Here is a 23,657-nt window from a genome sequence, read left to right on the forward strand (position 1 = left end):
TGAAAACACGTTTGTAGTCAACGATTATTTAACCTTTTATCAGAACAGATATCTAATGGGTATTACACATTTTCCAAAATCGTTTTCTATCTTTGCTGTAAATAATAAAATTCATGGATAAAATTGACAGTCTGAACCAAGTTGCAGAATTCCACACCACTTTTAAAGCCCCTATTTTAGATACACCACAAATCCCGTCTCAGGAAAGATGCAACCTTAGAGTTGAGCTTCTTCAGGAAGAATTAAATGAATTAAAGCAGGCTATTGCTGATAATGACATCGTAGAAATTGCTGATGCCCTGTGTGATCTTCAATATGTTTTAAGCGGAGCTGTACTGGAATTCGGACTTGGCAATAAATTTGTAGAGCTATTCAACGAAGTACAGCGTTCCAATATGTCTAAAGCATGCGATAATGCAGAACAGGCAGAGGAAACTGTAGCATTTTATAAAGAAAAAGAAGTAGAATCTTTTTATGAAAAATCAGGAGAGAAATTTAATGTCTACAGAAAAGCAGACCATAAAGTTCTTAAGAATAAGTACTACTCCCCTGCAGATTTAAAAACAATTATCGAAAAATAATATGAAAAAATTTATTACCAATATTGTTGCCGTTTCATGTCTTGTTTTGGCTTCCCAGCAGTTCAGTGCCCAGAAAGTGGTGATGAACCGTGAAGTAGAAACTCAGAACGATGGCAAAATGCTTTTGGGAAACCAGTTCAAAGAGCAGTTCTTAAAGGCTCCGTACGCAGACTGGTATGTGAAAGAGCATGACGAATATGCCATTGACCAAAAGGCAATCGGTGAACTTAGAAAAGCCAAACTCACTTCGTATTCTCTTGTTGTTTTTATGGGGACCTGGTGTGAAGACAGCCACAGAGATTTCCCAAGATTGATGAAAATCCTTGAGGAATTGAAATATCCTGATAACAAACTGACGATCATTGCTGTTAACCGCAAGAAAGAATCTCCTACCGGAGACGAGGTACGCTATAATATCCAGAAAGTCCCTACTATTATTGTAGAAAAATATGGCAAAGAGATCGGAAGAATCATAGAAATGCCTACCAGCGGATATATTGAAAGAGATCTGGTAAACATTCTGAAAAAAGATGACAGTTCGGTAATCAAAGAAATTTTTAACAAATAGTGTTGAGAAATTATAAAGTAATCCTATCATTTGCAGCAGGAATTCTCGTTATGCTGATCCTGTTCTTCGGGCTTAAATCCTGTTTAAACCTTGGTGGAAAGACAGAGAAGTCGGATTTTTATATTCTGACCAACCAGATTTCTAAAATGAACAAAATGGTCGTCATGGAACAGAATGTATCCAGCATGCAGAAAACCAAGATGGGCTATGAGGTGTTTGGTAAAGAAGTTTCAAACAACAGCATTATTACCTACACCAAAACCAATGCACAGGTTTCTTATGATCTTAATAAAATGAAGATAGAAGTAGATTCTATCAACAAAAAACTGGTTATCACTGAACTTCCCGATGCGGAAATAAGAATAACACCAAGCGTTGAGATCCAGTCGCTGGACGATTCTTTTTTCAACAGGATCTCTGAAAAAGACATTAAAAATGTGACCCAAAAGGCTAAAGAAACTGCGGTTAAATCTATTAATGAGAATCAGCTGAGAACGGAAGGCCGCAAACAATTAATGGAAAATCTTAATAATATTTTCGTTTTGGCAAAAGCTTTGGATTATACCATAGAAGATGAAACCGGCAAGCTCGGTGTTTTAGGACTCTAAAAAATGTAAAGCTATGAATTCAGAAGACAACAAAAAAAAGGAATCTGCCAATTCAGCAGAAACGAAAAAGCAGAATCAGGATTTTCAAAATATTCCTGCTTCCTCCGAAAAAAGCAATCCACCTGATATTGATAAAGAAGATGTTCAGAAATCTTCCAAAAACAAATCGGGAAAAATGGATAACACTAAAAAATAAACGAAAAGATTCCACTCAAGTGAGTGGAATCTTTTTTATTGGAAATTTTAAACTACAAAAGTCACAAAAGTTTTTTTGTTTTTTTAACACTTTAAAACACTTTAGTTTCAAAGTTTTATATCCTGAAAATATTAAGTACACATAAACCTAAAATCAAAGATTTTAATATAACTTAAGTGTACTTCGTATGCGTAATGTATTAACCTTAAAATAATTAAAGTGTTCAACTAAGCTTTTGTGACTTTTGTGGTTTAAAAAGCATGTTCTTGTAAATCTTAAGCAGATAAAAACGAAAGATTCCGCTCAAATGAACAGAACCTTTCTTACTAATCTATTATATGGACTTAAATGATCATACGATGGTAGATTTTCCGATCTTGATATTTTCAAAATTGTAATAAGATTTCTCAGAATACTTAATATAATCTGCAATGAAACTACCTACTTCACTTGTAGAATAATGCTGCTCAGCATTAAGGTCTACCGTAACATACCTGTTTTCAATAGCATGCTCTACTGCCCTTCTTAATTTGTCAGCCGCTTCAGGAAGATCAAGATAATCAAGCATCATAGCTGCGCTTAGGATTGAGGCTACAGGATTGGCAATACCTTTTCCTTTAGCCTGTGGATAAGAGCCATGGATTGGCTCAAATAAAGCATTCTCTTCACCTATTGATGCTGATGGCAAAAGCCCGATGGACCCGCCAATAATACTGGCTTCATCGGAAATAATATCTCCGAACATATTTTCGGTCAGGATAACATCAAACTGTTTGGGGTTCAGAACAAGTTGCATAGCTGCATTATCAACAAATATATAATCCAGCTGTACATCAGGATATTGAGTGGCAATTTTCTGGCAGGTCTTTCTCCAAAGTCTCGAAGTATCCAGAACATTAGCCTTGTCGATCAGCGTAAGCTTCTTTTTTCTTTTTTCAGCTTCCTTAAAAGCCATATGGGCAATAGGAATAATCTCTTCCGTGCTGTATTTACAGACATCATAGGCATATTTACCATCCGGATCTGTAAATTTTTCACCGAAATAAATACCACTCACAAGCTCCCTGAAGATCTGGATATCCGTTCCCTCGATAATCTCTCTTTTCAAAGGACTCTTATCAATCAGTGAAGGATAGGTTTTCAGAGGTCTGATGTTAGCATACAATCCCAGTTCTTTACGGAGCTTCAATAGTCCCTGCTCAGGTCGTACCTTTGCTTCAGGATTGTTATCAAAAACCGGATCTCCAATCGCTCCAAACAGAACAGCATCCGAATCTTTGCAAATCTTTAATGTTTCTTCTGGAAGTGGATCGCCAGTTTTAAAAATGGCTTCAGCGCCCATTAATCCATAGGAAAACTGGAACCGGCATTTAAAGACTTCAGCCACAGCATCCAATACTTTAATACTTTCACTGACCACTTCCGGCCCAATCCCGTCGCCGGGAAGAACTGCTATTTTAAAATAACTGTTGCTCATACTTTTGTGTTTTTAGTTCAAATTGTTCTATAGCCTGCTTTTTGCTGATTAAAAAATCAATATCATCATAGCCGTTCAGCAGGCATATTTTTTTATAGGAATCAAGCTCAAAAGTTTCGGTTGTATCCTTAAAGCTTACCGATTGTAATTCCACATCAATGGCAATTTCATTATCAGGATTTTCCTGGATTCCTTCCAGAATTTCTTTTAAAAATTCTTCAGAAACTTTCACAGGGAGAAGTCCGTTGTTCAGGGCATTTCCTTTAAAAATATCAGCAAAATAGCTTGATATGATTACTTTGAAGCCATAATCTGTCAAAGACCAGGCCGCGTGTTCACGGCTGCTTCCACAGCCGAAATTATTTCCCGCAACAAGAATTTCACCACTGAATTTAGGATTGTTTAAAACAAAATCCGGATTCGGTTCTCCTGTATGAATATTGAATCTCCAGTCTCTAAACAGGTTCTCTCCAAAACCTTTTCTGTCAATACTTTTAAGAAATCTTGCCGGAATAATTTGGTCTGTATCTATATTTTCTGCCGGCAGCGGTACTGCACGGGATTTTAAAACAACTAATTTTTGCATGTACTTTTTAATGGATTTAGTTTAAATTTTCAAAAGCAGAAATTTTACCTTCTATCGCTGCTTTTGCTGCAGTAAGCGGACTGGCAAGAATGGTTCTCGCGCCTTGTCCCTGTCTACCTTCAAAATTCCTGTTTGAGGTTGAGACGCAGTATTCTCCTTCAGGAATTTTATCATCGTTCATTGCCAGACAGGCAGAACATCCAGGCTGGCGGATCTGGAATCCAGCATCATTGAAAATCTTATCCAATCCTTCTTCATGGATCTGCTTTACAACCTGTTGAGAACCCGGAACAATTAAGGCCTTTACATTTTCGGACTTACTTTTTCCTTTGATATACTGTGCTGCAGAGCGGAAATCTTCTATCCGTGCATTGGTACAGCTTCCGATAAATACATAATGTACTTTAATGCCGGAAATTTCCTGACCAGCCTTTAATCCCATGTATTGTAAGGCTTTTTCTTCAGATTCAGTCTGAGGAACCGGAATGACTTCGTGTACTGAAATTCCCATTCCCGGGTTGGTTCCGTAAGTAATCATTGGGAAAATATCCGAAGCATCGAATGTCAGCTCTTTATCAAAAACAGCGCCTTCATCCGTTTTTAAAGTTTTCCAATAGGCCAGTTTATCTTTCCATTCTTCTCCTTTAGGCGCAAATGTTTTTCCTTTTACATAATCGAAAGTGGTTTGATCCGGTGCGATCATTCCTCCTCGTGCTCCCATCTCAATACTCATATTGCAGACAGTCATTCTTCCTTCCATGGACATTTCTTCAAAAACATTTCCGGCATATTCACAGAAATATCCTGTTCCACCATCAGTTCCGATTTTGGAAATAATATAAAGGATGACATCTTTTGCCTGAACATTATCATTAAGTTTTCCATTGACTGTAATCCTCATTGACTTTGGTTTATTGAGCAGCAAGCACTGACTGGCAAAGACCTGAGCAACCTGGCTGGTTCCAATCCCGAAAGCGATAGCACCAAAAGCGCCGTGTGTAGAGGTATGACTATCGCCGCATACAATACTCATTCCCGGCTGGGTAATTCCCAATTCGGGAGCAATGATGTGTACGATTCCCTGATACTGATGTCCCAATCCGAATAATTCGATATTGTTTTTTTTGCAGTTCTCTGTCAGCTGTTCCACCTGATTTCTGGACAGTTCATCCCGAATAGGCTGTTCCTGATTAATGGTCGGAACATTGTGATCTGCCGTAGCTACGATCTGCTTTGGTCTGAAAATTTCAAGATTTCTGGCTTCAAGTTCTGCAAAAGCCTGAGGGCTGGTTACCTCATGGATAAGGTGTTTATCTATATAAATGATTTGAGGGCCGTCGGGAATCGTTTCTATTACGTGAGCATCCCAAACTTTGTCAAAAAGTGTCTTTTTATTGTTGTCCATATTCAATTCTCGTTGATTTTAAATCAATATTATCCTATTTTCCGGCTGCATGTTTCCATGATCATGTACAGATCGTCATTTTTAACTTCTTTCTTTCGGTCCGCAATTTTTAAAAATTCCTGATACAAAAAGTCAAGTTCATTTTTAGTGATATCATAACCGATATGCTTAAATCTGTATGCTAATGCAGAACGCCCGCTTCTCGCTGTAAGAATAATAGATGAAGCATTGACGCCTACTTCTGCTGGATCAATAATTTCATAGGTTTCACGGTTTTTAATGACTCCATCCTGATGAATGCCTGAGCTGTGTGCAAAAGCATTGGCTCCTACGATAGCTTTATTAGGCTGTACCGGCATTCCCATCAGATCTGAAACCATCAAACTCATTTCATTAAGCATTGTTGAATTGATATCTGTATGAAAATTTAAGTCCTTATGCTGTTTTAAAATCATGACCACTTCTTCCAATGCTGTGTTTCCAGCCCGTTCTCCCAAACCGTTTATCGTACATTCGATCTGGCGTGCTCCATTGATGACCCCTGCAATGGAATTGGCTGTAGCAAGACCTAAATCATTATGGCAATGGCACGACAGAATTGCTTTTTCAATACCTTTTACATTTTCTTTCAGGTATTTTATTTTCTGACCATATTCTTCGGGAAGGCAATAACCTGTTGTATCCGGGATATTCAAAACGGTGGCTCCGGCTTTAATTACTTCTTCGCAGACTCTTGCCAGGTAGGCATTATCGGTTCTTCCTGCATCTTCCGCATAAAATTCTACATCTTCTACATAGCTTTTGGCATATTTTACGGCTTCTACTGCCCGCTTCAGAATATCCTCACGTGTTGAATTGAATTTATATTTAATATGAGAATCAGAAGTTCCGATTCCTGTATGAATACGAGGCCTCTTTGCATGTTTCAATGCTTCAGCAGCCGTATCAATGTCTTTTTTATTAGCTCTTGTCAGTCCGCAGACTTTGGCATTTTTTACCAGTTTTGAAATTTCAGAAACAGATTCAAAATCTCCGGGGCTTGAAATCGGGAAACCGGCTTCTATTACATCAATTCCTAGCTTATCGAGCCTTTCTGCTATAATCAGTTTTTGTTTTGTATTCAGTTTACATCCGGGAACCTGCTCCCCATCCCTCAGCGTTGTATCAAAAATTTCGATTTTTTCGGAATTCATAATGAAGTTTTTTACTTAATTTTGATCAAAACTACTGCTTACAATATTTTTACATTTTCACCTTGACTGAAAATTACAATATTCAACAGCCGGAAAAATAACTACATTTACTTAATAATCAATTTATTACATTTTATAAATTTACAATGGCAGAATTGCAGAAAGATTTTTTGTTTGTACTGATTAAGTCATTAACCACTTCTGAAAAACGACAGTTCAGGCTGTATGTGAACCGCCTTGGAATTAATGTTGATGCCAAATTTCTGCTCCTTTTCTCGGAACTGGATAAGATGAAGGAATATGATGAGCAGATCATCATTGAGAAAAAAATTTCTACCAAACAGCAGCTTTCCAATCTGAAAGCCCATCTTTATAAGCAGATCCTCGTAAGCCTACGAATGAATCCCAGTCATCAGAACTACAGGATACAGCTTCGTGAACAGCTTGATTTTGCAAATATTTTATATCAAAAAGGACTTTATAAGCAGGCTTTGAAAATACTGGATAAGACCAAACAGTCTGCCCTGGAACTGGATGAAAAAAGCATTGCATCTGAAAGTATCAATCTTGAAAAAGTCATTGAATCACAATTTATTACCCGAAGCATTGAGGGGCGTGCCGATGAACTGATTAAGCAATCTACAGAAATCAGCAAACAGAATCATTATGCAACAGAGCTTTCTAATCTGTCGCTGAAATTATACAGTGAAATGCTTACGTATGGTTATGTGAAAAATGATACAGACCGGGAAAAAGTATTGAATCTGTTCAATGATCAGATTAAGAAAATTAAACTAGATCAACTGAATTTCACAGAAAAGCTTTGGTATTTCAAAGCTCATGTGTGGAAAAACCAACTGCTTCAGGATTACAAATATACATTGAAATATGCCTATCAGTGGGTAGATCTCTTCCACAAGAAACCAGAGATGATCATCAGCCATCCGGTGTGGTATATTAAAGGAAACACTTACCTGCTGAAAATTCTGTTCCTTTATGGAAATATTGATATCCTGGAGGAGCATTTTGAGCATTTCAATGCGATGGTCAATTCACAGAATTTTGCTCAGAATGAAAATCTGCAGGCACTGATCTTTCTTACCCATTACAATACTTTAATGAACATTCATTTTGTAAAAGGTGAATTTTTCACAGGGACAAAACTTATCCCTGAGATTGAACTGAAGATGGAAAGACTTCGGGAAAAAATTGACGAGCATCATTTTATGATCCTCTATCTGAAAATGGCAGCCATGTTTTTCGGAAGCAAAAAGTTTAAAAAATCCATCGAATATTCCATGAAGGTTGTTGAGTGTAAGGGTAATGTTCAGGAAGATCTTCTATTCCACACAAGGATCCTGATTCTAATGGCGAAATATGAATCCGGGAATGATGAAGATTATGATGAATTCATCAATTCTACCCTTAAATTTGCCCGAAAAATGAAGAAACCGGAAGCATTTCATTTTGAAAGCATTCAGTTTTTTAAAAACATTAACAGTCTGGTATTAGATCAACATCATAAAGCTTTTGATGCTTTTGATGAAGTGCTTGATGGATTTTCTAAAAATGAATATTACAGGAGATCACTGTTCTATATTGATATCCATGGCTGGGTAAAATCTAAGGTAAAAAACGTGGATGTGATAGAGATTATCAAGCAGAAAGTAAGATATAAGAGGAAGAGTTAAAAATCCTGCAGATGGCTCCGATAATTTCAACCAACTACAGGATTTTCGTTTTTTTAAGCAAATATAAAATAGTATCTGATGGCTTCGGCTCCTCATCCATCAGACTAAAACTTAAATCTTTCTATAAAGTCCAATGCATTTTTATGACTGATCTTTTCCATTATCTCTGTGGAAAAATCTTTTTCAATTCTGCTGTTGGTGGTGTTAAATAATGATGCATTATCATAGCCTTCAAAGAAAAAGGGATAGCGGGATTTATCCGGATGCCCTTTGTCGTAGAAAAAATCTGCACCATAGGCAATGGCATCCTCTCCTCCCAGATCAAGCCCATGTTGAATATGTTCATATAATCTCTCCGGATTCTTTTCATCAAGCCATTCACGGATAAGGTTGAGCCCTATCAGTCCTTTCCTTTTAATAATTTCTTTCGCCAGTTCATCCGGAAGATTTCTTTTTTTGTTCTGAATATTCCTGTAATTGGAATGGCTTGCTAAAATAGGAATGTTATAATTTTTTTGGTCTACATAATTAAGAATATCATATGCCAGCTGATCACTTGTGTGGGAAATATCAATAGCAATTCTCCGGTCTGCAATATAGTCGATCAGGACTTTTCCGTCATCCTTCAGGCCGGCTTCAGAGTTGTTCCCTCCCCCAAAACGGTTTTCAGTGTGGTGGGTAATTCCCAGGTAAAGAATTTTTTGTGTGTTTTCGATGATGGTTTCCAGATTTTTAAACCCTGCTTCCAGAGTATCATCTTCTTCGCAAAAAGCAGATGCATTTTCAATGGAAGCTATAATACCTACTCTATCTTTGTTTTCAGTATTTTTATAATTCCCGTTTTCAAACAGAAAGAAGTTTTCATTCTTTAAAAGATCTGAAAATATTTCACTCTGTTTTACACCCTCAACGGTACTGTTTGCATCTGTTGATGCATATATTGCCATAACCTGGAGTTTTACATTCCCTTCTTTTAGATACGGAAGTGAGCATCCCAACTCTCTGTCATCAATTGTGGAGCCCGCTTTTAATAAATAGTATAATAAATCACAGTGCAGGTCAATATTAAAGTTTTTCATATCATCGTACATATTATCGTTTCTTTTTCTTTGAATTATCATAGAATTTACAGCACAAAAACCTCATTATCATAGCATTGTTACTACAAAATAACGATAATGTCAGTGTGTTTCTTTATGAAAAATTCAGATTGGGGATGGATACATTTAAAATAACGGATCTAAATTTGAAGATTCAACAGTAATTCTTACTTCAAATATACTTTAAAAATAGCATATTATTTAAAAAATGCGTATTTTTGCATCTTAAAATTTCTTAGTAAACAATGATAAAAATTACACTTCCAGACAATAGTGTCAAAGAATTCGAAGGAGAAGTTACTCCTTTAGATGTGGCGAAATCTATAAGCGAGGGATTGGCTAGAAATACCATCTCCGCAGTTGTAAACGGCAAACAAGTAGAAACGACCACACCTATAACCACGGATTCAACGGTACAATTGTTAACCTGGAATGATGATCTTGGAAAGAAAGCGTTCTGGCATTCTTCTGCCCACCTTCTGGCGCAGGCTATCCTTGAATTTTATCCTGATGCTAAGCTAACCATAGGACCTGCCATTGAAAGCGGATTCTATTATGATGTGGATTTCGGGGACGAGAGCTTATCTGAAAAGGATTTCGAGAAGATTGAAAAGAAAGTTTTGGAAAATGCCAAGAAAGGTTCCACATTCTCTTTATATCCTGTTTCCAAAGAAGAAGCATTAAAAACATATGCAGATAATCCTTACAAAGTTGAGCTTATTACGAATCTTAATGACGGAGAAATCACTTTTGTAACACACGATGATTTCACAGATCTATGTCGTGGAGGACACATCCCCAATACAAGTATTGTAAAAGCGGTTAAGATTTTAAATGCAGCCGGAGCTTACTGGAGAGGAAATGAAAAAAATCCTCAATTAACAAGAGTTTATGGTATTTCTTTCCCTAAACAGAAAGAGCTTACTGAATATCTTGAAAAACTGGAAGAAGCCAAAAGAAGAGACCACAGAAAACTGGGTAAGGAACTGGGCATTTTTGCATTTTCTGAAAAAGTGGGTGCAGGACTTCCGTTATGGTTGCCAAAAGGGACTGCTTTAAGAAGAAAATTAGAGAACTTCCTTTCTGATGCTCAGAAAAAAGGAGGCTATGAATTCGTTATGTCGCCACATATCGGGTCAAAAGAATTGTATGTGACTTCCGGACACTGGGATAAATATGGTGCAGACAGCTTCCAGCCGATTAAAACTCCGAATGAAGGAGAAGAATTCATGCTGAAGCCTATGAACTGCCCTCACCACTGTGAGATCTACAAAACTTCGCAATGGAGCTACAGGGATCTTCCGAAGAGATATGCAGAATTCGGGACTGTTTACAGATATGAGCAAAGTGGAGAGCTTCACGGATTGACAAGAGTTCGTGGATTTACTCAGGATGATGCCCACCTTTTCTGTACTCCGGATCAGCTTTCGGAAGAGTTTGAAAAAGTAATTGATTTAACACTTTATGTGTTCAAATCATTAGGTTTTGAAGATTTTGTAACTCAGGTGTCTTTAAGAGATCCTGATAACAGAGAGAAATATATCGGTTCTGATGAAAATTGGGAAAAGGCCGAAAACGCAATCATCAATGCAGCTGAGAAAAAAGGATTAAAAACCATTGTGGAATACGGAGAAGCAGCCTTCTACGGTCCAAAGCTGGATTTCATGGTGAAAGATGCTTTGGGAAGAAAATGGCAGCTGGGAACCATCCAGGTGGATTATAATTTACCGGAAAGATTTGATCTTCACTACATCGGAAACGATAATGAGAAGCACAGACCGGTAATGATTCACAGAGCACCATTCGGTTCTATGGAACGTTTTATCGCAATCCTTTTAGAGAATACTGCAGGTGATTTCCCGTTATGGCTAAGCCCTGATCAGTTCATTATTCTCCCGATCAGTGAAAAATATGTAGATTATGCAAAAAAAGTTTCACAATTTTTGGAAAATCACGATATTAGCGGTCTGATTGACGACAGAAATGAGAAAACAGGGAAAAAGATCCGTGATGCGGAGTTGAAAAAGATTCCGTTCATGTTGGTTGTAGGTGAAAATGAGGAGAATGACGGCACAATTTCTGTAAGAAGACGTGGTGAAGGTGATCTTGGAGTCATGAATATGGAAGATTTTGTTTCTTACTTTAAAAAAGAGGCAGCAATCTAAGAACATTTAAAGAATAAAGAATTGAAATAAAAAATTCATCTTTTTAATTTTAAATGTTTCAATTAAAATTAGTAATTAACCAATAAAATTATAATACAATAGCACAAAGATTTAACAACAGGGGCCCACAGAGACGTCCGGTACAGGAGGACTTACACTTGATCAACGATAAAATTCGTGTGAGAGAGCTTCGTTTGGTGGGCGATAACGTAGAGCCGGGAGTTTATCCGATTGACAAAGCAAGACAACTTGCCACAGAGCAGGAACTTGATCTGGTAGTAATCTCCGATAAGGCTGAGCCTTTCATTGCAAGGATATTAGACTATAAAAAGTTTTTATACGAGCAAAAGAAAAAGCAGAAGGAACTAAAAGCTAAGCAGGTAAAAGTGGTTGTAAAAGAGATCCGTTTCGGACCTCAGACTGATGATCACGATTATGAATTTAAGAAGAAGCATGCTGAAAAGTTTCTTGAAGAAGGTTCAAAATTAAAAACCTACGTATTTTTTAAAGGACGTTCAATTATCTTTAAAGACCAGGGAGAAATTTTGCTTCTAAAACTTGCTCAGGAATTGGAGCATGTTGGAAAAGTAGATCAACTTCCAAAACTTGAAGGAAAAAGAATGATCATGATGATGAGTCCTAAAAAACCAGCTAAATAGTTTTAACAGACTCAATGTCTGTTACTTATTATATAAAAAACCTCAAAATATTTTGAGGTTTTTTTATATTAAAGTTTTCAGGGAAAGTTTTAAAAGATATAGAAAAAAATAGTTGATCCGGATCAATCGTTAAAGTTGAGGAAGCTAAATTTACTTACGAATAAAATGATTATATAGTATTGTGTTTTTATATAAGTAGATCATTTTAATGTAAATTTCTTTGAATAACTAAAGATTCTCCCTCAACTTTTAAGACTGATCTGTTGTGAGTCAACTGCTTATTTTCAAAATAATTTATAAGATTGTGTTATCCTTCAAAATCTCCACAATCATGCTCTTTGAAAAGAGACAAAGCTTTGTGGGTTGTAAAATATCTGGATATTCTTTTATTATTTAATTCCAGCTTTTGACCTTCTATAGCCAGCTCGTAGACAGGTGCTTTATCTATTTGGGTTAAAATATATGTTCTTTCTGATGTTTTTAAAATAGTTTTGCTTCCTTCGACAGAGAATGAGAACTCATCAATTTTAAAAGTATCATTCTCATCGCAGACATTGGTCCATATCATTTTATCCTTAGTGATGGATAAGCTTGCCAAATCGCATGAATAACAATTGCCGGAAAATTCTATACCATATTTTTCATACATATTTGTGCTTTTGCTGTTTAATACATCAATAGGAACCAACGCTGAAAAATCAGTCGGCATATCAGCTTTTGAAATACGATCCTTTACCGAACCGGACCTCTGAACAGTATCTTTTTTTACCGTTGTAGAAGCTACCTGGTCTAATTTTTTTTCTGTAGAAGGTGAACAAGAAGCCAGCAAAGCTATCACAAGTGAAAAGTTGATTATTACATTTTTCATGTGTCTACAATACTTAATTTATCTTTTGTAAAATTCTCTAAAATATACCATTTAACATATCCCTGCTTTCAGCCATTTATATCTATAAACCGTTTTGTTAGCTGATGCTTTGAATACACTGATCCCCTTAAAAACAAGATAAAAAACCCCTGAAACCAGCCAGTGTTTATGGAGCTGAAGTCCAATATCTTTGCTGCAGTTATTTAAAGAGATATAATGAAAAAAGTAAGTTTAACCCTCCTTTTTTGTTTACTAAGTTGTTTGTTTTTTGCACAAGCGTTAAAAGTAGTTATTAAACAAGACGGCAAAGTCATTGAACCTGTCAATGATGTTTACGAACTGAAAAAAACTGCTTTCCTATTCGAAATTACTTCTGTCAATCTGGAAGGTTTTTTAATTGGAGCCACTACGGATAAGGATATCTATACGGCTGCTGCAGGTCTTTATAACCCCGAGGTTCCATGGTTTCAGAATACGGGAATGGCGGAGGAATTATATAACAAAGACAAAGAGCTGTTTTTGATGGATACGGCACCATCCTATTGGTATTATACCGATGCCAAAGATCATAGGTTCGATAAAAACCCTAAAGGCAGTTTAAAACAATGGACGGCTACGCGTACCATTACAAGGTTTTATGACATTATGGCGGACCAGGCAATCAATTTAAAAGATTTTGACGGAAATGCTTATGTATTCATGTATGAGTCTATATATAATGATGAATATGACTTAACAGGAAAGAAAAACCTATTTCAAGCTGTATTGAAATTCAAAGATTAATTATTACACACCTAATTATTTGATTTATATAAAAAAGGTCTGCTTTACGATGTAAGCAGGCCTTTTTTGATAAGGATTTCAGTATCTGATGTTATATTTTAAGCAAATACTTCATTGCTTCTTTCTAAGCATACGCGTATCCTTAGAGCTTCATCAGCGACTTTGTCGTTTTCTTAGCTCCCTTATTAATAATTAATCAAATCTTATCTTTGCGTTTTATAAAAATTCCAGATTGCAGTTCACAAGAGTCCTATCTATTCGATAATCAAACCGTATTCTATGGCCAGTTTAATGGCTGAACTAAGATTAGAAGTCTGAAATTTTTCAATAAGGTTTTTCCGGTGACTTTCTACGGTGTGCGGGCTGATGAAAAGCTTTTCTGCCATTTGATTGGTCGTGAGTCCTTTCGCTACTTCGGCTAAAATTTCTTTTTCTCTTCTCGTCAGTTTTGGAACCTGATGTAGCCCATCCGCGGATTTTTTCTCCAAAACAGACTTGGTTTGCGAGCATAAAAACCGGTTACCTGCATATACAGCATTAATACCTTCAAGAATTTCGGAAACTGAAGCATTCTTCTGGATGTATCCCAAAGCACCTTCAGCCAGAGTGCTGTTAATCACAGGCAGCTCATTATGAACGCTAAGCATAATAATCCGGAGATTCCCGTACTTTTTCTTTAAAGGTTTTATGAGTTCGATACTGTTGGTATCTACCAGATTAATATCCAGCAACAAAATATCGACAGCCTGTTTTGCCAGGCCTGCATTCATTTCTGAAACGCTTTTGAAACAATCTACTACATCTATCGTATCGCTGTTTCCTAAAATATTCTTTAATCCTTCCAATAGAAGTGGATGATCGTCTGTTATGGCTACTTTTATCATGTTAATGAATAGGAATTTGAAGTTCTATACTGGTCCCGATATTCAATTCGGAGGTGATGTTCATCGTTCCTTTTAAAAACTGGACCCTTGATTCTATATTATGAAAACCTGCCGTTTTTCTTACGTCTAAGCTTGCAGGGTCAAAACCTTTACCGTTATCCTCCACCGTAAGATGTAATACATTTTCTTCTTCACTTATCTGAATAATAATTTCAGAAGTATCGGCATGTTTTATGGCATTATTGACCAATTCCTGAATGATCCTGTATAAGATCAGTTGCTTGTCTTCTGGTATGGAGTTACTGTAATTAATAAATTCGGTATGGATGTCTAATGCGCTGTTGGACATGCGAGTGGCAAATTCCTGGATAGCTGCTTCTAAACCGTATTTCATTAATAAATCGGGCATTAAATTATGTGCTACACGTCTCAGCTCTTCCACAGCACCATCAATCTGGTTAATTGATTTTGAAATTCCATCCTCTATATTTTCGGATTGATGGAGATCTAAAGAAGAAAGCTGAAGTTTAGTTCCAGAAAGCAAACCACCCAATCCGTCATGAAGATCGCGGGCTAAACGGCCTCGCTCCTGCTCCTGTCCCTCCAACAATGCAGTAAGCGTAGATATTTTTGAATTCTGTTTCTCTTTTTCCATGGCTAAGGCATGCAGCTCGTCTCTTTGCTTCATCGATTTTGCACGTTGCTTGTAGGCATACAGCAATAAGACGATCAAAACGATGAAAATAAAGATAAAAATAATGTAATAAGTATTGATCTTTTCCTTGAATGTCAAAAGCTTTTTATAATTGCTGATGTCATTGTTTTTTTGCTTGGTTTCTAATTTTGCCAACCGGAGTTGCTGCTCTTTTTTCTCCGATTCAAGCTCTGAAAATTTCAGTCGTTCCCGCTGATTTTCTTCCACCAGTTTTAAATTGTTGTAAACCTGTTCACGTTGTGCCCGAAGAATATTGATCAACCTGATTTCTTGTGCTTTTTTATCACTTTCCAGCTGGAGCTTTATGTACTTCTGTTCCTGTCGTTCTTTATCAAACTGCGATTCCAGCCTTTTGGTAATATCCAGTTTTTCCTGATCGTAAATACTTTTGTATTTATCTACATAGCTTTTATAGTATGTCAGCGCTTCTTTGTAATTGCCTTGTTCTTCGCTAATTCGGGATAAAGATTCAAGAATAGATAATTCTATATTATGATCTCTGACCGGGCTTTTCTCAATTTCCATAGAGGCTTTTAGAAAGTAAGACTTGGCTAAATCATAATTTTTACTCTGTAGGGCCAGTTCTGCCAAAATCCCAAATGAAGAAGCAATATGAATGGCATCACCGGTTTCCAGGCTCACACTATTGGCTAATTGCGCATATTGCATCGCCTTATCTCTATTAAACTCAGTATATAAATTCGCTAAATTGATGGCGGCATATGAAAGACTGCTCCTGTTGAGCATAGCCTCTTTATTTTTGTTGAAAGTTGCAATAGACTGTAAATAATATTGTTCTGCCTTATTTCTCAACGCTGTGTCCGATGGATTTTGAGCGTATTTCTGTTCATATACGTAACCCATCCGCATATAGGCATCGAAGATGAGATTAGGATCATTTTGCCTGGATGCCAACAGCAAAAACTGTTTACTGTATTTTTCTTCCAGCTGGTATTCATTAAGGTTAGAATAAATAGTGGACAACTCTTTAGCCGCGTTGCCAAATCTTCCGTACAGTGTAGAAGTTGTGGGCGAGTTTTCGTAATAGTCGATGGCTTTTAAGTAAGCAGCAACAGCATCGGCCGTTTTATTATTACGGATCAGAATCCAGCCCTTTGCATACTGGAAGTAGCCTTTAACTTCGCTGCTGCTCGTTTTTAAACTATATATCCTTGCCATGTCCAGGCTTTTTAAAGATTCAGCTTCTTTATTATCAAGCCGATAATTCATAGCCTGTACAGCATACAAAATGGTAGCGTATTTTCCATCGGCCTGTTTGGTTGCAATGGGAATGCTTGTTTCTAAAATCTGGTAAGATCTAGATTTAAATTTATGGAAAAATAAAGCAGTAGCGAATTTGGGAGCCAGATTTAATTGCTCTGTTGTATTTTTTGAAGCATGGTCATATTCCTTTTCTAATTTGCTTAAAACATTCTGTGCCTGAGCAAAAAACGGACAAATACATAAAGTAAAAATAAGTAACAGTCTGTACATCAAACTCTTGTCTCTATTAAGTTTTATTCAATTAAAAAACGTAAATATAGGGAAATACCCGCTAACCTGTTTCGAAACAGTGTTTCTCAGGCCATAATCGTTGAGTTAAAGATAATCAAAGGTATTAGATAAAAATATCCCTGATAATGGGGTTTTTTAGTTTATTCCGTTTTATCAGTTATACTTTAATCGTAAAAGGATACTGTTTTCCTTAGATGCTCTATTAATTTAGCGTTAATAATGCATTATGTTGCTTTATATTTTAATCAATATATTATCTTAGATCAACATATTGCAAATATTTTCCATATACATTTGTGATATATAAACACTATTCATTTATTAATCATAAAAAACAAAACAATGAGCACACTTACATTAAAAGACGGAACTGAAATTTATTACAAAGACTGGGGAAAAGGACAGCCTGTATTTTTTCATCACGGATGGCCATTATCCAGTGATGACTGGGATGCGCAGATGCTGTTTTTCCTGGAACAGGGCTACAGAGTTATTGCTCATGACAGAAGAGGCCATGGAAGATCTGAACAGACTGCAGAAGGACATAATATGGACACCTATGCTTCTGATGTTGCAGAAATTGTAGAAGCTTTGGATCTTAAAGATGTTATCCATGTAGGACATTCTACCGGAGGTGGTGAAGTGATCAGATATGTGGCACAGCATGGAAAAGGAAGAGTGGCAAAAGCAGTTTTAATAAGTGCCGTTACGCCAATTATGGTTAAAAACGAAAACAATCCGAATGGTGTACCCATGTCTGTTTTTGATGATATCCGTAATAATACTGCTCATCACAGACAGCAATTCTATATTGATCTTACATTCCCTTTTTACGGGTATAACAGAGAAGGAGCTAAAGTTTCTGAAGGTATCCAAAGGAACTGGTGGAGACAAGGAATGAATGGATCTATCAAAGCTCATTATGACTGTATTAAAGCTTTCTCTGAAACAGATTTCACAGAAGACCTTAAAAGTGTAGAGGTACCGGTTTTGGTATTACATGGTGAAGATGACCAGATTGTACCATTTGAAACTACCGGCAAGGTTGCCGCTACCCTTCTTAAAAACGGAAAATTAATTTCTTATCCCGGATTTCCACATGGAATGCCTACTACAGAAGCAGAAACGATCAATAAAGATTTATTATCATTTTTTCAATCATAATCAATTTACATTATAATATTTTAAAGCCGTCATTTGAAAAAAATGGCGGTTTAATATTTAAAATACACTTAATAGTGTGTTAAATTTAATTTAAAACTACCATTAATAAAGGATTTGTTTACATTAATTTAATCTTACAATTGTGATTTAATATTATAATTACTATTTTTGCAATGTTAAATCATAACCTATGAAAATTAAATTACTGACTTTATTAAGTCTTACGATGCTTCTTGCATCTTGCGCTCAGGATGATGTTCTTGACAATGTAAATACGAATGTGCAAAATGAAAAGCACAACATGGCAGGTAAAAACAATGAATCCCGTATTTTGGATCTTACACGCTATACCCTTTTAAAAGAGAGCACCAACCATCCGCAGATATTAGAAGCCGGTCAATCCATCACTATGGAATACGGCGGTAGCACTTACAAATTTATCATGCAGACGGACAATAATCTTGTTCTGTACAGGGAAAGACCAGGTCTAACTAATGTAATCTGGCATTCCAATACCTACAGAAGCTCAGGTACTCCTAGGCTTATTGTACAAAACGATGGAAATATGGTGATTTACAGAGACGGAAATGCTCTTTGGAGTTCCAATACCGCAGTTAACTATTATGTAGCCAATCCGCACGTTAAGCTTCAGCTTTATTCAAGAACCGGAGCTGCAATTCCTTCAGGATTCAGAATTAAAGTTATTTTAGGTGGAAATAATGAAGAAAGAAACGATATCATCGTTGAAGACTTCTTATAATAAAAACCTTTATTTATAGCCGTTTCATTGAGAAACGGCTTTTTATATTTATATCTGACAAAATCACAGATAATGAAAGTTTGGATTGATTTTTTTTGTATCTTTGCAAACTGTAATTCCTCTGTATTGCAGGAATCAAGGACAAGATATTGATAACAAAACAATAAAAAAGCAGAACAATGCCAAAATTAAAAACGAAATCAGGTGCTAAAAAGCGTTTTAAACTTACCGGAACTGGGAAGATTAAAAGAAAGAATGCTTTCAAAAGCCACATCTTAACTAAGAAAGAAACTAAGCAGAAGAGAAATCTTACGCAGACTTCTTACGTTGCTGCTGTGGATACAAAAAGCGTTCTACGTCAATTAGCCATTAAGTAGTTTTTATAAATCTATATTCGGTTTATAAGAATTCAAACAAATTCAACAATTTAACCCTGAAATGGTGCCACTAAGAGCAGTTTAACTGCCGCCCCTTTCAAAAAAACAATTTAAATTATGCCAAGATCAGTAAATGCAGTAGCTTCAAGAGCTCGCAGAAAGAAAATTATTAAGCAAGCTAAAGGTTTTTTCGGTAGAAGAAAGAACGTTTGGACTGTAGCTAAAAACGCGGTAGAAAAAGCAATGCAATATGCTTACCGTGGAAGAAAAGAGAAAAAGAGAAACTTCAGATCACTTTGGATTACTCGTATTAACGCGGGTGCCAGAGAGCATGGAATGTCTTACTCTCAGTTTATGGGAGCTCTTAAAAAGAACAACGTAGAGCTTAACAGAAAAGTTTTAGCTGATTTAGCAATGAATCATCCTGAAGCTTTCAAAGCAGTTGTAGATCAAGTAAAATAATGTAGAATTTTTTGTTATCAATATAAATCCCGGGCTATGTCCGGGATTTTTTATATCCATATAAATTAAAGGAATTTCGTGTTTCGGAAAGCAGATTAAAAAATAAAATCATATTAGAAAGTTTTCATTTTGGATAAAATAAATTGATTTTTATTATCTACATTTGCTGAATTATTAAATCTATAAATCTTTAGTTAAAAGTGAAAAAAATAACGACTCTTTTACTCCTTTCTTTATCAGCTTACAGTCTTCAGGGCCAGAATTTTATACAGGCTTATCAAACAAGGGTTGATAAGATATCCCAAGCCAATATTACAGCAAACCTACAGAATTTTGGAGATCTTGGTGTAAAAGCGACTGGTACCGTAGAAAATACAAATGCACTGAACTGGCTCAAAACCAAATACCAGTCTTACGGGTATGATGTAAGCCAGATCACAGAAGACAGTTTCACCTATAACGGCAACACTTCAAAAAATTTAATTGTCACCAAAACAGGAACCGTCTATCCAGACACTTATGTAATCATCTGTGGTCATTATGATACCATAGTTGGCCCCGGAGTAAGTGACAATGGCAGCGGAACTTCTATTATGCTGGAAGCAGCCAGAATTTTAAAAGATGTACCTACAGAATATTCTGTGAAATTTATTCATTTTTCCGGTGAAGAGCAGAATCTTTTGGGAAGTACACACTATGTCAATAATGTTGTTTTCCAGAATAATGTACGCCAGCTTAATCTGAAAGTTGTATTCAATATCGATCAGGTTGGAGGAAAACTGGGGAATGTAAATAATAATATTAAATGTGAAAGCGATCAGAGCGGGCAAACCGGTAATAACGCAGCATCATTGGCGATGACACAACAATTGGCTACCTGTACCACTTTATATTCACCGCTTCAGACGACCATGTCAAATGCCTATAGTTCGGATTATATGCCATTTGAAAATAAAGGGGACATTATCACAGGATTTTACGAAACAACCAGAAGCTATAACGAACATACCGTTAATGATACTTTTGCCAATGTGGATCCTGTTTATGTATTTAATGTCGGAAAAGCGGCTTTGGGCGCATTGCAGCATTTTGCAGTAGCTTCAACCGTTACCCTGGCAACAGATGATGTACAGACCAAAAATTCATTAGAAGCAATCAGGATTTATCCTAATCCGGCCCGTGATGTTCTAAATATTGAGCTGCCAAAGGACCTCGGTCACTTTAAGGTAGAAATTAGTGATATGAATGGCCGCTTAATTTTAAATGCAGAAAACGAAAAGAAAATGAATACTTCCGGTCTGGCAAACGGAGCGTATATGGTCACTGTAAAATCCGATAAAAACAGCATCACAAAAAAAATCATTATAGAAAAATAATCACACACCAACCCAAAATATTTAATATGAAAAAACGTACCATCTTTTTATGGGCTGCATTAGCGGCCGGAAACGTCAGTGCCCAAACTCTCATTCAGGCTTATAAGAACAGAGCCGATCTGGTTTCGCAGACCAGCATAACAAACAATCTTCAGGAATTTTCCAATTTAGGGATAAAAACGACGGGATCATTGAATAATGCCAATACCCTGGCCTGGATCAAGAACAAATATACCTCTTACGGATATTCTGCCAGCCAGATTGTAGAGGATCCATTCACTTTTGGAAGTACAAGCTCCAAGAACCTGGTTATTACCAAAACTGGGACTTTGTATCCTAATAAGTATGTGATTATCTGTGGACATTACGATACGATTACTGGTCCTGGAACCAATGATAACGGAAGCGGAACTTCGGTTATTTTAGAGGTAGCTAAAATTCTAAAAGATATTCCTACGGAATATTCCATCAAGTTTATTCATTTCTCAGGAGAAGAACAGGGCTTATATGGAAGTTCTCATTATGCCAACAATGTTGCGTACCAAAGCGGGGTGAAAAAGCTGGATATCAAATTAGTCTTTAATCTTGATCAGGTAGGTGGTAAACTAGGCAATCTCAACAGTAAAATCATCTGCGAAAGAGATACTGCAGGCCAGTCTGGAAACAATGCAGCTTCCAACACTGTTACGCAGCAACTGGCAACATGCACTACCCTGTACTCTCCTCTTCAGACCAGTATTTCCAACGCCTATTCCTCAGATTATATGCCTTTTGAACAAAAAGGATATGTGATCACCGGTTTTTACGAATATACAAGAAGTTATACTGAACATACGGTGAACGATACTTTTGCTAATGTAGATCCTGTTTATGTATTTAAAGTAGCCAAAGCTGCGGTAGGTGCCATGCAGCATTTTGCAACAGCATCTTCAACCGTTACAGCCGTTTCTGCAGGTAAAGAAAAGCCAGTAAAATTATTGGAATCTGTAAAAATTTATCCAAACCCGGCGAAGGATATTTTAACAGTAGAATTACCTGATCCAGCAATAAAAGATTTCACCGTTGAAATTACCGATCTAAAAGGACTTTCTCTATTGAAAGTAGAAAACCGGTCTCAGGTGAATGTTTCACATTTAAACAACGGAATTTATTTATGCACTGTTAAAACCGAAGGTTCAAGTGTTACCAGAAAGATCATTATTGAAAAGTAAATACACCTTAAAGTCCCGGCATTTATCCAGGATTTTTATTGTTCAGATTCACACCAATCACCACAATCTTAAACTAATTAAAATGAAAAAAACAATCACCATGCTGTCTGTTTGTCTTGCAGTATTCAGCAGTAAGGCCCAGACTTTTATACAGGCTTATCAGGACAGGGCCAATCTGGTTTCACAAACCAATATTACCACGAATTTACAGCAGTTCTCAAACCTGGGCATCAAAACTACGGGTTCACTCCAAAATGCCAATGCATTAACCTGGCTGAAAAATAAGTATACTTCATTTGGATATTCTGCCAGCCAGATCGTAGAAGATCCTTTCACATTTGGGAGTACAAGTTCTAAAAATCTGGTCATTACTAAAACGGGAACGGTTTACCCTAATAAGTATGTGATCATCTGCGGGCATTTTGACAGTATCTACGGCCCTGGGGTGAATGATAATGGAAGCGGAACCTCTATTATTTTAGAAGCTGCAAGGATTTTAAAAGATGTTCCTACGGAATATTCAATTAAATTCATCCATTTTTCCGGTGAGGAACAGGGATTGAGAGGAAGCACCCATTACGCTAATAATGTAGCTTATCAGAACGGGACAAGGGTATTGGATATCAAGCTGGTATTCAATCTTGACCAGGTAGGCGGTGTTATGGGCAACAACAATAATACGGTATATTGTGATCAGGATCAGGCTGGGCCAACTAGCAATAATGCCGCTTCGGCAGCAGTAACGCAGCAGCTCAGAAACTGTACGGCACTATATTCCCCTCTTCTGACGGCTGTGGATCCTGCAGAGGATACAGATTACATCCCATTTGAAAGAAAAGGAGAAGTGATCACTGGCTTTTTTGAAAGAATAAGAAGTACTTACCCGCATTCCATTGATGATACTTTTGCCAATACAGACCCTGTTTATATTTACAAAATAGGAAAAGCAACGGTTGGAGCACTACAGCATTTTGCAGTTGCCACTTCGGTAAGTTCCATCGTACTGGGAGCAAAGGAAACCGCTTCAAATCATTCTCTTGAAACAATCCTATCCATTTATCCCAATCCTTCTAAAGATACCATCAATATTGATCTTCCCGATACCGGCAGAAAAGATTTCAGCTTCGAAATTACAGATCTTTCAGGAAAATCACTTCTTAAGGCGGCTAATGAAAAGACAGTCAATGTTTCAGGACTGGCCGCAGGAGCTTATATTGGCGTTATTAAAGCTGATGGACAGACTGCTGTACGAAAAATTCTGATTGAAAGATAATTGAAAAATTAAATATGAAATGTGAGCAGGAAAAATCTTT

At 36.7% G+C, this 23,657-nt stretch carries 23 protein-coding genes; 15 read left to right on the forward strand and 8 right to left on the reverse strand.

All coding sequences use genetic code 11. The annotated features are described in order from the left end of the window. The first annotated feature begins 113 nt into the window (after positions 1 to 113). The 4 genes from LC418_RS13625 to LC418_RS13640 are packed head-to-tail and all read left to right on the forward strand — an operon-like array spanning position 114 to position 1,953. Positions 114 to 581: a pyrophosphohydrolase domain-containing protein gene (locus LC418_RS13625; RefSeq protein ID WP_073063272.1), complete on the forward strand. Its 468-nt coding sequence runs from the start codon at positions 114 to 116 to the stop codon at positions 579 to 581. 1 nt (position 582) lies between these two features. Further along, on the forward strand, positions 583 to 1,149 hold the full coding sequence (locus LC418_RS13630; protein WP_223559529.1) for a TlpA family protein disulfide reductase: 567 nt from the start codon (positions 583 to 585) through the stop codon (positions 1,147 to 1,149). Between the two features lie 2 nt (positions 1,150 to 1,151). Continuing rightward, positions 1,152 to 1,757 carry a DUF4230 domain-containing protein gene (locus LC418_RS13635; RefSeq protein ID WP_223559530.1) on the forward strand — a complete coding sequence of 202 codons (606 nt, stop codon included), beginning with the start codon at positions 1,152 to 1,154 and terminating at the stop codon, positions 1,755 to 1,757. A gap of 13 nt (positions 1,758 to 1,770) precedes the next feature. After that, positions 1,771 to 1,953, forward strand: a complete 183-nt coding sequence (locus LC418_RS13640; protein ID WP_223559531.1) for a hypothetical protein — start codon at positions 1,771 to 1,773, stop codon at positions 1,951 to 1,953. A 352-nt stretch (positions 1,954 to 2,305) separates the two neighbouring features. On the opposite strand, the gene leuB is transcribed toward LC418_RS13640, so the two are convergent. From leuB to LC418_RS13660, 4 genes are read right to left on the reverse strand one after another with little or no spacing between them, the layout of a single operon-like run. After that, positions 2,306 to 3,430 (reverse strand): 3-isopropylmalate dehydrogenase, encoded by a 1,125-nt coding sequence (leuB, locus tag LC418_RS13645; protein ID WP_223559532.1) that lies wholly within the window; start codon positions 3,428 to 3,430, stop codon positions 2,306 to 2,308. Beyond that, positions 3,411 to 4,016, reverse strand: a complete 606-nt coding sequence (gene leuD, locus LC418_RS13650) for a 3-isopropylmalate dehydratase small subunit (RefSeq protein WP_223559533.1) — start codon at positions 4,014 to 4,016, stop codon at positions 3,411 to 3,413. The genes leuB and leuD overlap by 20 nt, the downstream gene beginning before the upstream one ends. Positions 4,017 to 4,032: 16 nt before the next feature. Beyond that, positions 4,033 to 5,421: a 3-isopropylmalate dehydratase large subunit gene (leuC, locus tag LC418_RS13655; protein ID WP_223559534.1), complete on the reverse strand. Its 1,389-nt coding sequence runs from the start codon at positions 5,419 to 5,421 to the stop codon at positions 4,033 to 4,035. Positions 5,422 to 5,450: 29 nt separating this feature from the next. Beyond that, positions 5,451 to 6,614, reverse strand: a complete 1,164-nt coding sequence (locus tag LC418_RS13660; protein WP_223559535.1) for a 2-isopropylmalate synthase — start codon at positions 6,612 to 6,614, stop codon at positions 5,451 to 5,453. A gap of 146 nt (positions 6,615 to 6,760) precedes the next feature. Here LC418_RS13660 and LC418_RS13665 point away from each other — a divergent pair, with 146 nt between their 5' ends. Then, positions 6,761 to 8,305: a hypothetical protein gene (locus LC418_RS13665; RefSeq protein ID WP_223559536.1), complete on the forward strand. Its 1,545-nt coding sequence runs from the start codon at positions 6,761 to 6,763 to the stop codon at positions 8,303 to 8,305. 104 nt (positions 8,306 to 8,409) lie between these two features. On the opposite strand, the gene LC418_RS13670 is transcribed toward LC418_RS13665, so the two are convergent. Continuing rightward, the gene (locus LC418_RS13670; protein WP_223559537.1) at positions 8,410 to 9,426 is read right to left on the reverse strand and encodes a dipeptidase; all 1,017 of its coding nucleotides are present in this window, start codon (positions 9,424 to 9,426) and stop codon (positions 8,410 to 8,412) included. A gap of 224 nt (positions 9,427 to 9,650) precedes the next feature. Between LC418_RS13670 and thrS the strand changes: the two genes are divergently transcribed. Both thrS and infC read left to right on the forward strand, forming a co-directional pair. Next, positions 9,651 to 11,570, forward strand: a complete 1,920-nt coding sequence (gene thrS / locus LC418_RS13675; protein ID WP_223559538.1) for a threonine--tRNA ligase — start codon at positions 9,651 to 9,653, stop codon at positions 11,568 to 11,570. 158 nt (positions 11,571 to 11,728) lie between these two features. Continuing rightward, positions 11,729 to 12,229, forward strand: a complete 501-nt coding sequence (infC, locus tag LC418_RS13680; RefSeq protein WP_172617123.1) for a translation initiation factor IF-3 — start codon at positions 11,729 to 11,731, stop codon at positions 12,227 to 12,229. 307 nt (positions 12,230 to 12,536) lie between these two features. On the opposite strand, the gene LC418_RS13685 is transcribed toward infC, so the two are convergent. Then, positions 12,537 to 13,097: a hypothetical protein gene (locus LC418_RS13685; protein WP_223559539.1), complete on the reverse strand. Its 561-nt coding sequence runs from the start codon at positions 13,095 to 13,097 to the stop codon at positions 12,537 to 12,539. 261 nt (positions 13,098 to 13,358) lie between these two features. Between LC418_RS13685 and LC418_RS13690 the strand changes: the two genes are divergently transcribed. Further along, positions 13,359 to 13,880, forward strand: coding sequence for a hypothetical protein (locus tag LC418_RS13690; protein ID WP_223559540.1), 522 nt, complete (start codon positions 13,359 to 13,361; stop codon positions 13,878 to 13,880). 254 nt (positions 13,881 to 14,134) lie between these two features. On the opposite strand, the gene LC418_RS13695 is transcribed toward LC418_RS13690, so the two are convergent. Both LC418_RS13695 and LC418_RS13700 read right to left on the reverse strand, forming a co-directional pair. Continuing rightward, the gene (locus LC418_RS13695; RefSeq protein WP_111953286.1) at positions 14,135 to 14,764 is read right to left on the reverse strand and encodes a response regulator transcription factor; all 630 of its coding nucleotides are present in this window, start codon (positions 14,762 to 14,764) and stop codon (positions 14,135 to 14,137) included. Between the two features lies 1 nt (position 14,765). After that, positions 14,766 to 16,973, reverse strand: coding sequence for a tetratricopeptide repeat-containing sensor histidine kinase (locus LC418_RS13700; RefSeq protein WP_223559541.1), 2,208 nt, complete (start codon positions 16,971 to 16,973; stop codon positions 14,766 to 14,768). 363 nt (positions 16,974 to 17,336) lie between these two features. Here LC418_RS13700 and LC418_RS13705 point away from each other — a divergent pair, with 363 nt between their 5' ends. The 7 genes from LC418_RS13705 to LC418_RS13735 all read left to right on the forward strand — a co-directional run bounded on the left by LC418_RS13705 (position 17,337) and on the right by LC418_RS13735 (position 23,617). Beyond that, the gene (locus LC418_RS13705; RefSeq protein WP_111953282.1) at positions 17,337 to 18,158 is read left to right on the forward strand and encodes an alpha/beta fold hydrolase; all 822 of its coding nucleotides are present in this window, start codon (positions 17,337 to 17,339) and stop codon (positions 18,156 to 18,158) included. A gap of 190 nt (positions 18,159 to 18,348) precedes the next feature. Beyond that, complete coding sequence (locus LC418_RS13710; protein WP_223559542.1) at positions 18,349 to 18,918, forward strand: hypothetical protein; 570 nt, start codon at positions 18,349 to 18,351, stop codon at positions 18,916 to 18,918. A gap of 179 nt (positions 18,919 to 19,097) precedes the next feature. Continuing rightward, entirely contained in the window at positions 19,098 to 19,295 is a 198-nt protein-coding gene (gene rpmI, locus LC418_RS13715; RefSeq protein ID WP_047453167.1) for a 50S ribosomal protein L35, read from the forward strand. 117 nt (positions 19,296 to 19,412) lie between these two features. Then, positions 19,413 to 19,757, forward strand: a complete 345-nt coding sequence (rplT, locus tag LC418_RS13720; protein WP_034705993.1) for a 50S ribosomal protein L20 — start codon at positions 19,413 to 19,415, stop codon at positions 19,755 to 19,757. A gap of 200 nt (positions 19,758 to 19,957) precedes the next feature. Then, on the forward strand, positions 19,958 to 21,133 hold the full coding sequence (locus LC418_RS13725) for a M28 family peptidase (RefSeq protein ID WP_223559543.1): 1,176 nt from the start codon (positions 19,958 to 19,960) through the stop codon (positions 21,131 to 21,133). A 26-nt stretch (positions 21,134 to 21,159) separates the two neighbouring features. Further along, a complete protein-coding gene (locus LC418_RS13730) occupies positions 21,160 to 22,344 on the forward strand; it encodes a M28 family peptidase (protein ID WP_223559544.1) in 1,185 nt (394 codons plus the stop codon). 82 nt (positions 22,345 to 22,426) lie between these two features. Continuing rightward, positions 22,427 to 23,617, forward strand: coding sequence for a M28 family peptidase (locus LC418_RS13735; protein ID WP_223559545.1), 1,191 nt, complete (start codon positions 22,427 to 22,429; stop codon positions 23,615 to 23,617). Positions 23,618 to 23,657 lie beyond the last annotated feature (40 nt).

It is taken from the genome of Chryseobacterium lathyri (assembly GCF_019970085.1).
Taxonomy (GTDB): domain Bacteria; phylum Bacteroidota; class Bacteroidia; order Flavobacteriales; family Weeksellaceae; genus Chryseobacterium; species Chryseobacterium lathyri.